Source organism: Streptomyces sp. NBC_01171, assembly GCF_045039805.1.
Lineage (GTDB): Bacteria > Actinomycetota > Actinomycetes > Streptomycetales > Streptomycetaceae > Streptomyces.
The window spans coordinates 944,018-956,147 of the sequence record NZ_CP108609.1; the positions used below are offsets into that span (position 1 = coordinate 944,018).

Annotated in this window: 13 protein-coding genes; 7 read left to right on the forward strand and 6 right to left on the reverse strand. The window is 73.2% G+C overall.

The window, feature by feature from the left end:
• Nucleotides 1-9: 9 nt before the first annotated feature.
• The 5 genes from OG448_RS04435 to OG448_RS04455 all read right to left on the reverse strand — a co-directional run bounded on the left by OG448_RS04435 (nt 10) and on the right by OG448_RS04455 (nt 3,136).
• Nucleotides 10-1,197 carry a PP2C family protein-serine/threonine phosphatase gene (locus tag OG448_RS04435; protein ID WP_405551617.1) on the reverse strand — a complete coding sequence of 396 codons (1,188 nt, stop codon included), beginning with the start codon at nt 1,195-1,197 and terminating at the stop codon, nt 10-12.
• 174 nt (nt 1,198-1,371) lie between these two features.
• Nucleotides 1,372-1,662: a DUF3040 domain-containing protein gene (locus OG448_RS04440; protein WP_405558680.1), complete on the reverse strand. Its 291-nt coding sequence runs from the start codon at nt 1,660-1,662 to the stop codon at nt 1,372-1,374.
• A 52-nt stretch (nt 1,663-1,714) separates the two neighbouring features.
• Nucleotides 1,715-2,116, reverse strand: a complete 402-nt coding sequence (locus OG448_RS04445; RefSeq protein ID WP_405551618.1) for a hypothetical protein — start codon at nt 2,114-2,116, stop codon at nt 1,715-1,717.
• A 340-nt stretch (nt 2,117-2,456) separates the two neighbouring features.
• A complete protein-coding gene (locus OG448_RS04450) occupies nt 2,457-2,780 on the reverse strand; it encodes a DMT family transporter (RefSeq protein ID WP_405551619.1) in 324 nt (107 codons plus the stop codon).
• Nucleotides 2,777-3,136 carry a DMT family transporter gene (locus OG448_RS04455; RefSeq protein ID WP_405551620.1) on the reverse strand — a complete coding sequence of 120 codons (360 nt, stop codon included), beginning with the start codon at nt 3,134-3,136 and terminating at the stop codon, nt 2,777-2,779. The genes OG448_RS04450 and OG448_RS04455 overlap by 4 nt, the downstream gene beginning before the upstream one ends.
• 165 nt (nt 3,137-3,301) lie before the next feature.
• Between OG448_RS04455 and OG448_RS04460 the strand changes: the two genes are divergently transcribed.
• The gene (locus tag OG448_RS04460) at nt 3,302-3,886 is read left to right on the forward strand and encodes a TetR/AcrR family transcriptional regulator (protein ID WP_405551621.1); all 585 of its coding nucleotides are present in this window, start codon (nt 3,302-3,304) and stop codon (nt 3,884-3,886) included.
• Nucleotides 3,887-3,993: 107 nt separating this feature from the next.
• Complete coding sequence (locus tag OG448_RS04465; RefSeq protein ID WP_405551622.1) at nt 3,994-4,758, forward strand: SDR family NAD(P)-dependent oxidoreductase; 765 nt, start codon at nt 3,994-3,996, stop codon at nt 4,756-4,758.
• A gap of 6 nt (nt 4,759-4,764) precedes the next feature.
• On the opposite strand, the gene OG448_RS04470 is transcribed toward OG448_RS04465, so the two are convergent.
• A complete protein-coding gene (locus OG448_RS04470; RefSeq protein WP_405551623.1) occupies nt 4,765-5,502 on the reverse strand; it encodes an SDR family oxidoreductase in 738 nt (245 codons plus the stop codon).
• Between the two features lie 93 nt (nt 5,503-5,595).
• Here OG448_RS04470 and OG448_RS04475 point away from each other — a divergent pair, with 93 nt between their 5' ends.
• From OG448_RS04475 to OG448_RS04495, 5 genes are all read left to right on the forward strand, one after another.
• A complete protein-coding gene (locus tag OG448_RS04475) occupies nt 5,596-6,459 on the forward strand; it encodes a LysR family transcriptional regulator (protein ID WP_405551624.1) in 864 nt (287 codons plus the stop codon).
• An 18-nt stretch (nt 6,460-6,477) separates the two neighbouring features.
• A complete protein-coding gene (locus OG448_RS04480; RefSeq protein ID WP_405551625.1) occupies nt 6,478-6,741 on the forward strand; it encodes a DUF3253 domain-containing protein in 264 nt (87 codons plus the stop codon).
• Between the two features lie 61 nt (nt 6,742-6,802).
• Complete coding sequence (locus OG448_RS04485) at nt 6,803-8,503, forward strand: trypsin-like peptidase domain-containing protein (RefSeq protein WP_405551626.1); 1,701 nt, start codon at nt 6,803-6,805, stop codon at nt 8,501-8,503.
• A 3-nt stretch (nt 8,504-8,506) separates the two neighbouring features.
• Entirely contained in the window at nt 8,507-10,621 is a 2,115-nt protein-coding gene (locus OG448_RS04490; RefSeq protein ID WP_405551627.1) for a tetratricopeptide repeat protein, read from the forward strand.
• Nucleotides 10,622-10,727: 106 nt separating this feature from the next.
• On the forward strand, nt 10,728-12,128 hold the full coding sequence (locus OG448_RS04495) for a VWA domain-containing protein (protein WP_405551628.1): 1,401 nt from the start codon (nt 10,728-10,730) through the stop codon (nt 12,126-12,128).
• Nucleotides 12,129-12,130: the final 2 nt, after the last annotated feature.

Genomic DNA, 12,130 nt, shown 5'->3' on the forward strand with positions numbered 1-12,130 from the left:
CGAGGAGGGTCAGAGGTCCGCGCCGGCGCCGGGGGTGGGGCCGTACCAGTCCAGGCAGAGCACGGTGGCGTCGTCCTCGATGCGGTCGCCGCAGGCCGCGATGACCGCGGCGACCAGGATGCGTACGACCTCGCGCGGGTGCTCCGCGGCGGTGGCCTCGAGGAGCCCGGGGAGGTCGACGGACTCCGCCCGCCGCTCCTGCATGCCGTCGGTGCAGAGCAGCAGGCGGTCGCCGGGCCGCAGGTCGAGATCCTGCACTTCGGGCGGGTCGTGCTGTCCTGTCACGCCGAAGGGCAGGTTGACGTGCAGGGGGATCTGTTCGACCACGCCGTCGCGCAGCCGCAGCGGCCAGACGTGCCCGGCGTTGACGATCTGGGCGCGGCTCCCGTCGAGGGCGATGCGCAGCAGTTGGCCGGTGGCGAAGGTGCGCCGGCCGTGGTCGAGCAGGGCCTGGTGGATGCGGTGGGCCTGTTCCCCGAGGCCGGCCCCGGCTCTGCGGGCGCCGCGCGAGGCGTTGACCAGCAGGGTGGCCATGAGGGCGGCGTCGACGTCGTGGCCCATCGCGTCGGTGATGGACAGGTGCAGGGTGTCGCGGTCGAGGCTGTAGTCGTAGGTGTCACCGGCGTTGCTGTCGGCCGTGACCAGGGCGGCGGCGAGGGCGAACTCGGCGGCTTCGCAGGAGGGCGCGGAGGGCAGGAGCTGGCGCTGGATCTCCGCGGCGAGACTCACCGGGGTCGTGCGCTGGCCCCAGTGGTAGAGGTCGGTGAAGCGGCGGTCGGTGACCACGATGTACGCCAGCGCGTGCGCGGCCTCCTCGACCTGCTCCAGTACGTCCTCGGTGACGTCGGGCAGCCACAGCTCGAGCACCCCGATGGTGTCGCCGCGGTTGGTGACCGGGGCGAGGACCCGCTGTCCCTGACCGGCGTCCGTCACCTGTACCAGTTTCTGGGTGCGCAGGACCTCGTCGTAGATGCTGCCGGCCAGTGGGATCTGGTCGGCCCGGCGGCCCTGCTGGGTGGACGTCTCCTCGGTGACGCGCACCACGCGGCGCCCGACGACGTCGACGAACAGGAACGACACGTACTGCGCGCCGAACCGGTCACGCAGGTTGCGCGCGACCACGTCGAGCGAGGCCACCGGCGCCGCGGCCTCCGCCGCTGCCAGCACCTCGGCCAGTCCCATCCTGTCGCGCGTCACGTGAGCCTCCCTGGTTCGACCATTCTCCTTCCCGTCGGCCGGACCGGCACACGAGCGTGGTCCGTGTCACGCCCCTTATTCGATCACGGGGGGCGTCGACCGCATGCCCCGGCTCCAGCGCAGTGTCAGCCGGATCAGCCCGGCCGGCGTCAGCGGCCAGGTGGCCGCGAAGACTCAGAGCAGGAGGGGGCGCGCGTAGGCGACGGCCACGGCGAGCAGGGTGAGCGAGACGACGAGGAAGGCGATCATCGCAACGGTGAGGGCGCGCGGGCGCCGCCCGGCCGGGGTGGCGAGCGGGGCCCGTATCTCCTGGAGCCGCCGGGCGAGCGCCAGGTCACGGCTGAGCGCCCGCTCCATCTCGGCCAGTACCCGCTTCTCGTGCGGAGACAGGCGGACGTCCTTCCTGGCGAGCCCCTCCTGCTGGGAGCCGTCACCTGTGCTTTCGCCGTCCGCGCGCCGCCGGATGCGGCGAAGGGGCCGCGCCCGTCGGACGCGGCCCCCTCGTGGTGCACTCCCGCTAGTCGAGCAGCGTGACCGAGTAGTCCAGCGTGGTCCCGGTGACGGAGTACGTCGCCGTCTGGCCGTTGTCGCAGTACGAGACGTACCGGTTGCCGTAGTTCGTGGTGCCGGCGACGGCGTCGACGACCGGGCGCAGGTCGGTGCCCTCCGGGAACGACGTGGTCGTCAGGTCGATGGTCCGGGTCTGGTTCACGGGGTAGGCGTCCGTCGACGGCGACTGCTCCCCGGTACGGGTGCTCGCGGCCCAGGAGACCACGAACCCCGAGTTGTTCACCACCGCGACCTTCTGGACACAGGGCTCCGCCTGCGCGGGCGCGGCCTGCGCGGTCACCGCCGGGACGGCGGCGAGCGCGACGGCGCCCATCAGCGGCAGCGCGGTCCTGAAGAGCTTGCGGTTCATCGTTCGGCTCCCTCTCGTAGGACGTCAAGTCCCTTGCGATGTACGGGACTTGGGATGCGGCGCGAGTACCCGGAGATGACCCGCGACCACTCCCGTCCGGCGCACGGCGCAGCAAATCGGCCATTCGTTCGGATCGAAGGGACGCGGCCGGGCGCACCGGCCCCTGTGACACGCGTCAAGCCTGCTGACCACCCGTGCGTCCGCATCCCTCACCGACGCCTGCGAAGCGTCACCGGCTCAGGGCGGGCAGGCGTCGTACGAGGCGGGGTGCGGGCGGGGTCGGATACGGAATGGCCGAATCCGAAGACGGTCAGGCCGGCCAGGCCGCCCGGGACACCGGTCAGTGCCCGGCGCCGAGTTCGATGCACAGGACCCCGACCGCGATGAGGCAGATGCCCGCGCCCATGACCCTGGTGAGGGGTTCGCCGAAGAGGGCGCGTGAGGCCACCGCGGTGAGGGCGACACCGGCGGCGGCCCAGATGCCGTACGCGACCCCGAGGGCCATGCCGCCGCTCAGGGCCAGGGTGAGGAAGGTGAAGGCGGCCAGGTATCCGGCCACGGTGCCGGCCAGCCACCTCTTGCCGTGGCCTCGGGAGGCCATGCCCAGGCACAGCGTGCCGGCGACTTCGGTGAGGATGGCCCCGGTGAGGAAGGCCCAGATCACGAGCGCGCCCCTTCCTCGCGGGCCTGGCGGGCACGGGCGGACTGCGCGCCGAGTTCGACGCAGAGCACGCCCGCGATCACCAGGGCGATGCCGACGCCCATGACCGCGGTGAGCGGGTCGCCGAAGAAGAGGGCGGCCAGGATCGCGGTGAGGGCGACACCGGAGGCGCCCCAGATGCCGTAGGCGACACCGAGGGCCAGCCCGGCGCGCAGCACGAGGGCCAGAACGGTGAAGGAGCCGACGTAACCGACGACCACGAGGACGTAGAGCGCCGGACGGTCGAGGGCGCCGCGCAGGGAGAGGGTGGCGGTGACTTCGAGCAGGATCGCCGCGGTGAGCAGCAGCCACTTCCTCATGACGCGGGGTCCTTCGACGGCTGTCCCAGCCGTCCGGGCGAGAGCTTCTCCCACTGGTCGGCGACTCGGCCGATGACCCCCGGCATCATGGCTGGACTTTACCAACCACACGGAAAGGCCGACGACTTACTGGACCGCTCGGTCAGATATCGATACGGTCCCCCCGTGGCCAGGACCAAGGAATTCGACCCGGACGCGGCACTCCGGTCAGCCCTCGAACTGTTCTGGCGGCGCGGCTACGAGGCGACCTCGATGGCGGACCTCGTGGAGCACCTCGGCATCGGCCGGGCCAGCATCTACGCGACCTTCGGCAACAAGCACGACCTGTACCTGAAGGCGCTGGACCGCTACACCGAGCACCGCGACCTGGCCCTCCTGCACGAGCTGTCCCAGCCGGGCCCCGCACTGCCGGTCGTACGGGCGGTGGTGCGGCGCTTCGCGGCCGAGGCGAGCAGTGAAGCCCAGCGCGGCAAAGGGTGTTTCGTCACCAACACGGCGGTCGAGCTGGGCGCCGACGACCCGGCCGCGGCCGGCCGGGTCGGGGCGAGCTGGGACCACATGGAGACCCTGCTGCACTCGGCACTGGTACGGGCCCGCGCACAGGGCGAGCTGCCCCCGGACCGCGACCCGCAGGCCCTCGCCCGGATGCTGCTGGTGCTGATGCAGGGCTTGCGGGTGGTCGGCAAGGCGTCGAGCGATCCGGGGCGGGTTGTGGACGCGGCCGAGCAGGCGCTGAGGCTGCTGGCTTGAGCGGGGGCTCGGGGGCGGGTGATGGTGCTCGAATATGGAACGAACAGTCAAGAATGCGGGGGGCTGACATGGCCGCTTTCCCCATGTCCAGCAAGGGAGTTGTCACCGTGACCGCACGCTTCACCGGCAGGACCGTCCTCGTCACCGGCGCGGGTTCCGGCATCGGCCGGGCCGTCGCTCTCGCCTTCGCCGCCGAAGGGGCCTCCGTGGTCGCGGCAGGGCGCACCGCCGCACCACTGGACGAAACGGTCGCCCTGATCGAGGAGAAGGGTGGCACGGCGGCCGCGATCACCGCGGATGTAAGCCGCGCTCAAGACGTCCGGGCGCTGGTCAGCCGCACCGTCGAGCAGTTCGGCAGCCTCGATGTCGCGGTCAACAACGCGGGCGTCTTCCGGGGCGGCGGCCCCGTGGCCGACCTGCCGGAGGAGGACTGGCAAACCATGCTCGACATCAATGTCACCGGGGTCCTGTTCAGCCTTCAGGCCGAGGTCGTCCAGATGCGCACCCAGCCCGGCGGCGGCGCGATCGTCAACATCGCCTCCAACCTCGGCGCGCACCGCCGCGCGAAGGGCCTGGCCGCGTACATCGCCGGCAAGGCGGCCGTCTCCGCACTGACCCGCGCGGCCGCGCTGGACCACATCGCGGACGGGGTGCGCATCAACGCGGTGAGCCCCGGCCCGTCCGACACCGCCATGTCGCTGCGGCCGGGCGAGACCGACGCCGACCGGGCGGTCCGGATGAAGGACGTGGCGCCGCTGGGACGGGTGTCGTCCACCGCCGAGATCGCGGCGGCGGTGTTGTACCTGGCCTCGCCGGATGCCGCCTCCGTGGTCGGCACCGACCTGGTCGTGGACGGGGGCGCGGCGGCCTGACGCGGCTCACCAGGGGACGACGCCCGCGTCCTCGAAGAACCCCCCGGACGGCCCGCCGTCGGGCAGGGTGGCGAGCCGGATCGCCGTGGCCGCGCCCTGCTCGGGGGTGCGGGAGCCCGCGTAGCCGTTGAAGTCGGTGGCCACCAGGCCGGGGCACATGGCGTTGATCAGGATGCCGGTACCGGTGAGCTGCCGGGCGTACTGCACGGTCATGGCGTTGAGGAACGTCTTCGACGGGGCGTACGCCGCCATGACCGGCCCGATCTCGATGTCCGGGTCCGCCTGCCGGGCCAGGGAGCCGACGGAGCTGGAGACGTTGACGATGCGCGGCGCGGCCGAGCGGCGCAGCAGGGGCAGCATCGCGTTGGTGACCCGGATGACGCCGAGGACGTTGGTGTCCACGACGGTGCGGATCACGTCGAGGTCGATCGTGGTCGGGTCCTGCGCCCAGTCCGGCCCCATGTCACCGGAGACGCCCGCGTTGTTCACCAGGACGTCCAGGCCTCCCGCCTGCTTCTCGACCAGCGCCGCCGCCTCGGCCACACTCCGGTCGTCGGTCACGTCCAGCGGCACCCCGAACGCGTCCGCCCCGGCGGCCCGGAGCTTCTCGACCGCCGCCTCGCGCCGCGCCTCGTCGCGGGCTCCGACGCCCACCTGGAAGCCGAGGGCGCCGAGCCCGGCCGCGATCTCGTACCCGATTCCCTTGTTCGCGCCGGTCACCAGCGCGGTCTTCGCTTCGCTCATGTTTCGATGCTCGCTCCCGGACGGGGGGTGGTGCCAACACCGATGCGGTGGGCTGTGATACCTGGCGGGTATCACCGGGTCTACGCTGGAGGCATGGAGGCACTGGAGACCCGTGAGCTGCGGTATTTCATGGCCGTCGCGGAGGAGCTGCACTTCGGCCGCGCCGCCGAGCGCCTCGGCATGGCCCAGCCGCCGCTGTCACGGGCGATCCAGCGGTTGGAGCGGCGCCTCGGGGTCTCCCTGCTGGCCCGCGACCGCCGGGGCGTCTCCCTGACCGGCGCCGGTGAGGTGCTGCTGCACGAGGGCCGCGTGGCGCTCGACGCGGCCACCGCGGCCGCTCGCCGCACCCGCCGCGCGGGCGACGCCGGCGGTGCGGGAGGCACCCGCGACCGCCTGGTGCTGGCGGTGAAGGCCGCCGCCTCCCACGACCTGCTCCAGAAGCTCCTCGGCGCCTACGCGGCCGAGCCCGGCGCCGCCGAGATCGAGGTGCTGCCCAGCGGCATGTGCGAGCAGGGGGAGATGCTGCGCGACGGCCGCGCCGACGTGGCCCTCATGCACGCCCCGTTCAACTCCCTCGCCGGGTTCGACCACGAGGAGCTGATGAGCGAGGGCCAGATCGCCGTACTGCCCGCCGGGCATCCGCTCGCCGCGCGCGAGACCCTCACCCTGGCCGACATCACCGACGTGCCCGACCTGCCGCACGCGCGCTGGCCCCGCGACGGCACGTACCCGCCGGGGCCCGGCCCCGAGATCCACGACCAGACCCAGTTGGCTCAACTGATCGCGCTGGGGCGCACCATGGCCGTCTTCCCCGACTCCGCCCGCGCCTGGCTGTGGTCCGAGCACGCCGCCGTGCCCCTGACCGACGCGCCCCCGGTCGTCACCCACATCGCCTGGCCCGCGCACAGCCGCTCGGTCGCCCTGGCCGGTCTGATCCGTACGGCGACCCGGCTCTGACGGTGCCACACTGGTCCTGTGGCGGACCCGGATCAGCGGCTTGAGCAGGTCATCATGAGCCTGCTGGAGCGCCGTGCCGACACCTCTTCGATCTGCCCGTCCGACGCCGCCCGCGCGGCCTACGAGGGTGACGGCGACGGCTGGCGGGACCTGATGGAGCCGGCGCGCCGGGCGGCCTGGCGGCTGGTCGCGGCCGGTGAGGTCGAGGTGACCCAGGCAGGGCGGCCGGTCGAGGAGTCCGAGGCGCGCGGGCCCATCCGTATCCGCCGCGTACGCCGGTAGCGCGCCTCCTCGTCCTGACAGCCCGGGGTCAAACTGCCGCCGGTTGCCCTACCGTTGGCGCATGGCGCTGCATCACCACAGTGACCGGCCGTGGCGTGTGCGAGTGGACGACGAGGAGGGCACGCCCTGTGGCGCCGGAGTGCTGCTGGACGACCGGCACGTGCTGACCTGCGCGCATGTGGTCCGGTACGCGGGGGCGGCACCCGGAGGCACCACGTCCCGCATGCGGATCAGCAGCGTGGCGTGCCGCCCGGAATGGAGCCGTACCGCGTACGTGGCGCCGGGCACCTGGGTGCACGAGCACGGCACGCAGCGCGGGGACGTGGCGCTGCTCGAACTCGACGAGCCGGCGGGGTGCGGCATCCGGACCACGCTGTGGAAGGCGCCCATCTCCGGCGGCACGGTCCAGGTGTACGGCTTCCCGCAGCACGCGCCGTTCGGCATGGGCGCCGACGCGCGGCTGGCGGGGTCCGGTCACCGGCAGGGCGAGTGGGGCCTGCTGAACCGGATGCGCGAGGGCGTCCCGTGGATCGAGCCGGGGTACTCGGGCGCCGGTGCGATGGCGGTGGGCGGGGAGTTCAGCGGCCATGTGATCGGCATCGTGGTGGCCGACTACGTCAACGGCGACGAGAAGGCGGCCTGGATGCTGCCGACCGAGACGATCCTCAGGTACCTGCCGGCGATCGAGGAGTTCACCGGCGGCGACCGCAACGACGAACTGGGGCCCTCACGCGGCGAGTTGCCCGCGGACGTGCTGGGCGACCCGCTGCGGCTCGCGCTGACCCAGGAGCTGACCCGGCTGCTCGACAGTGGCTGGTCCGGCACCGCCGTCGTCGGCACCGGCGGCACGACCGCCGTGGGCGACTCCTGGCTCGTCCGGCTGGTGCGCACGGCCGACCCGGCGGCCCGGGTCGGGGTCACGGACGCCGAGCTGACCGGTTCCCCCGGCGACACGGTCCTCGGGCTCGGCACCATCGACGCGGCCTACGACGCACGCGGCAGGTCGGTCGGCGACTTCGCCGGCTACCTCACCCGCCGGTTCGGGCTCCCCGGTGGCGACCCGCACGAGGTGCGGCGGCAACTGCTGCGCCGCAGACCGCCTGCCTGCCTGGTGGTGGGCGGCGTCGACCGGGCCCAGGACCCCGAGGCCCTCATGCGGGAGTTACTGGGCCAACTGGCCGCCCGCGCCCGCTCGCGCGGCCTCCGTCTCGTCCTGGGCTTCGAGGGCGCGCCCCCGCCCGGCCTGGCCTACGACGTCTCCCTGGACCCCGAACCGCTGCGCGGGGACGCCGCCCGGAGTGTGGGCGCCACCGAGGTCCAGGCGGCCGTCGGACAGCTCGCCGCACAGGAGGAGGCCGCGTCCGCACTCCAACTGGAGTGGGGCGTGCGGTTCTTCGCCGCACCCCGGCTGCCGCCCCTGGCCGCGCCCCGCCTACGGGTCCGGCTGGCCGTGGCCCGCGCGACCGAGCCCAACCCCGAACTCAGCGCGATCCACGACCGGGCCGCCGACGCCCGCGCCGCCCTGACCCGGTTCGAGCACGGCCTGCGCCGCCTGATCACGGCCCACGAGGACCTCACGACCTCGCTGGAACTGCACCGCGTCCGGGCCGCCCGGTACTTCGGCGACGAGGACCGCCCGCTCGCCGAACGCCACGCCCCGGCCGCCCGCGCCCTCCAGACCGAGCCGGTCGACCTGGGGGCCGCCCGCGAGCTGGTCCGGCGCTACATCGACGAGGTGAACCGCCGGTTCGAGGAGAGGTGACGGGTGACGACGAGCCGTCCGCCGTGCAACCGCCCCGACTGCGGGCGCGGCACCATCGACGAACAGGGCTTCTGCGACCGGTGCGACCGGCTGCCCCTGCCGCAGGACGGCACGGCGCCCGAGCCCCCCGCGCGGACCGGTACGAGCGCCGGTGTTGCGCAGGTACGCCCGGACCCCTGGTACGGCCTCGGCCTGGTCGACCCCGTCCAGGCCCCGGAGGCCCTCGAGGTCCCGGACGCGGCCCCGGAGCCGGTGGCCGAGCAGCACCGTTTCTGCCCCAACCCGGTGTGCGGGCAGCCGGTCGGCCGCGACCAGGACGGCCGGCCGGGGCGTACCACCGGCTTCTGCCCGCAGTGCGGCACCGCCTTCGACTTCACCCAGCCGGGTGGTTTCACCATCGCCGACCGCTACGAGGTCCGGCGCACCCTCGGCTCGGGGGCGTACGGCGCCGCCTACCTCGCCCACGACCGCAACCTGGCGACCGATGTCGTCCTCAAGGCGCTGCACAAGTCGGTGGCCAAGACCGCCCTGCACGAGCGGGACATCCTGGTCGAGCTGCGGCACGACAGCATCGTCCGCATCCTGGGGTACGAGGACGAGGGCCCGCACCTGGTCCTCGAGTACGTACCCGGCGAACCGCTCGCGGCCCGCCCCGGCGACCGTCTCGAAACCCTGCTCGCGCACGGTGTCCGGGTCCTCCAGGCGCTCGACTACCTGCACGCCCGCGGCCTGCTGCACTGTGACGTCAAGCCGCTGAACATCATCCGCTTCCGGGAGGAGAACCCGGCGGGCGCGCTCGACCGGGTGCGGCTCATCGACTTCGGCGCGGTGCGCAGCCAGACCAAGGACACCGGCCCGGTGGTGGCGTTCACCAGGGCATACGCTCCCCCGGAGTCCGACCCGGAGCATCTGCGCCCCACTCCCGGCTTCGACCTGTACGGACTCGGCATGACCCTCCGCGAGGTCTGCCGCTCCTACGGTACCGACCGCTCCGCTCCCGGCGTCGACTCGCTCCATCTGCTGCTGGAGCGCGCCACGCACCCCGAGCCATGGCGGCGGTTCGGCTCGGCCCGGCAGTTCGCGGAGCAGCTCAGCGGTGTCGTACGACAGGTGGTGGCGGCCCCTCCCACCTGCCGCCAAGTGACCCGGCTGTCCGCCCTGTTCGGCCCGGCACCGGAGCCGCTGCACGGCGGGCTGGGCACGGCCCGCCCCCTCGCCCACTGGGCCGAGGCGCGGGCGGACCGGGACGCGCTGCTGGAGATGGCCCCACCGTTCCGCTCACCGGACCCCGGCGACGTGGCGGCCGCCCTCCCGGCTCCCCTGTCCGACCCCGACGACCCCGGAGCCGGTGCCGGTGGAGCGCTCACCGAGAGCCGGCTCGCCCTGCGCCGACGGGACGCCCAAGGGGCGGCGGAGCGGCTCGCGGCTGCGGCCCTGCCCGACTGGCACTGGCTCACCGACTGGTACTGCGGCCTGATCGCCCTGGCCGACGGGCACCCGCGGCGGGCCGCCGTCGCGTTCACCGAGGTACGCAGGGCACTGCCCGGTGAGCTGATACCGGGCCTCGCCCTCGGCCTGTGCGCCGAACTCCGCGGCGACCGCACCGCGGCCCGGTCGCACTACGGCACCGTCTTCGACACCTCCCCCGCGCTCGGCGCGGCCGGTTTCGGGCTGGCCCGCGTACTGCTGCTGGCCGGGGAGCGCGCCAAGGCGGTCGAGGTCGCCGAGAAGCTGGCCAAGGAGTTCCGCTACGAGCGCGAGGCGCGCGTGGCGGCGGTACGCCTGCGTGTCATGGTCCGCCCGGACCTCCGGCCTCCCACCGAGGACGACGTGGACCGGGCCAGGGCGTCCCTGCCCGGCCTCGACGTGACCGACGCGGCGGCTGCCGCGCTCCGAGCCGAGATCCAGTACGCGGAGTTCCTGCGCACCCGCGACCGGCTGAAGCTGTCCGACGCCGTCCGTGCCCTCGGCCCGCACGCGCCCACCGAACGTGAGTACGTCGCGCTGGTGGACCTGGCGAACAAGCTTCGTCCGGGGCTGAGTTGGGGATGGTGGGGAAAGCGCGGCAGATCGGGTCACACCCGTTCCGGAGCCGCACCCGGACAGTTAAGCTTGTAAGACGTTCCGTCGATGACGGATGCACGCTCCGCAACGAAGCGCAGCGACAGATCGGGTGGTGCCGGTGGGGGACAGGACACCCTTGGGGCTGAGCTTTGCCCTGGAAGTGGACTCGCCCTCGGACCTGCCCTACGACGAGCGGCGCGCGGACGCATTGATCACCGTCACCGCACACTCCGCCGCCGGTCCGGCCCCGCAGGTGCGAAGCGCCCAAGTCCTGATCATGGACCGCTCGTTGTCGATGTCCCGGCACAAACTGGACGAGGCGAAGCGCGCGATGTGCGCGGCCATCGACACCCTGCGCGACGGCACTCTGCTGGGGATCGTGGCGGGCAACCACCAGGCCGAGGTGATCTTCCCGCCGACAGGCGGCCTGGCCGTCGTGGACGCACGGTCCCGCGAGGACGCCAAGCTCCGGGTCGTCGGCCAACTCCCCGAGGGCGGAACAGCGATCGGCCAGTGGCTCCACCGTGCGCGCGACCTCTTCGCCTCGGTGGAGTCCCCCGGCACGGTGCGCCACGCTGTGCTGTACACGGACGGCAAGGACGAGCACGAGACGCCGGAACAGCTCGGGGAGATCCTCGCATCGTGCGCCGACCGGTTCATCTGCCATGCGCGGGGACTGGGCGACGACTGGCACCACGCCGAACTCCTCCGGATCACGCAGGCGTTGCACGGTACCGCCGAGGCCGTCGTCACCATCGCGGACCTCACCGAGGACTTCACCCGCCTGATGCGGGAGGCGCAACGGATCGTGGTCCCCCGGCTGTACCTCGGCCTGCGCCTCAACAGCCGCTTCCAGCTCGCGTTCGTGCGGCAGACCCGGCCGGCCGAGGCAGACCTGACGGGACGTCAACTCAAGGACGGTGAGACTCATGTCCCACTGGGTTCCTGGCCCGCGGAGTCCCGCCAGTACCAGGTCTCCCTCCGCTTCGACCCCGACGCTCTGACCGTCGACGAGCTGGTGCGCGCCGCCCGTGTCACCCTGCACGCCGAGTTCCCCGACGGAACCCGCCGCCCCTGCTCCGAGAGCGCGGCCGTGGTCGTACGCCGCCGTGCGACCCCCGGCTTCGGCATCGCCCGCTCCCCCGACCTGACGCGCGTCGAGAACGAACGCGAACTCGGCATGGCCATGCGCGCCTGCGCGGACGCCCAGTTGCGCGGGGACCTCGACCGGGCGGACCACGAACTGCGGCTGGCGACCGGCCTCGCGGAATCGCTCGGGGACACGGCACGCCTGCGGCTGCTGCGTGCGGTGGCGACCACCGGCCCCGACGGCCGGCCGCGGCTGCGGCGGGACGCCTCCCGTGGGCAGATGCTCCGGATCGGCGTCGACTCCACCAAGACGGTGAGCCGACCGGTCGTATCGCACGAACTCCCTTTGCGGGACACCGGTTTGCCCCGCGTGTGCCCCAGGTGCCACACGACGGCGACCTCCCCCACGGCCAAGTTCTGCGAGGAGTGCGGCCACCCGTTCGGGGACGCGGGCCCGGTGGACGCGTTGTGACC

Coding starts and splice junctions, on each gene's coding strand:
- OG448_RS04445 (WP_405551618.1), bottom strand. CDS start 2,116: ATGAACCGCAAGCTCTTCAGGACCGCGCTGCCGCTGATGGGCGCCGTC.
- OG448_RS04455 (WP_405551620.1), bottom strand. CDS start 3,136: ATGAGGAAGTGGCTGCTGCTCACCGCGGCGATCCTGCTCGAAGTCACC.
- OG448_RS04470 (WP_405551623.1), bottom strand. CDS start 5,502: ATGAGCGAAGCGAAGACCGCGCTGGTGACCGGCGCGAACAAGGGAATC.
- OG448_RS04475 (WP_405551624.1), top strand. CDS start 5,596: ATGGAGGCACTGGAGACCCGTGAGCTGCGGTATTTCATGGCCGTCGCG.
- OG448_RS04485 (WP_405551626.1), top strand. CDS start 6,803: ATGGCGCTGCATCACCACAGTGACCGGCCGTGGCGTGTGCGAGTGGAC.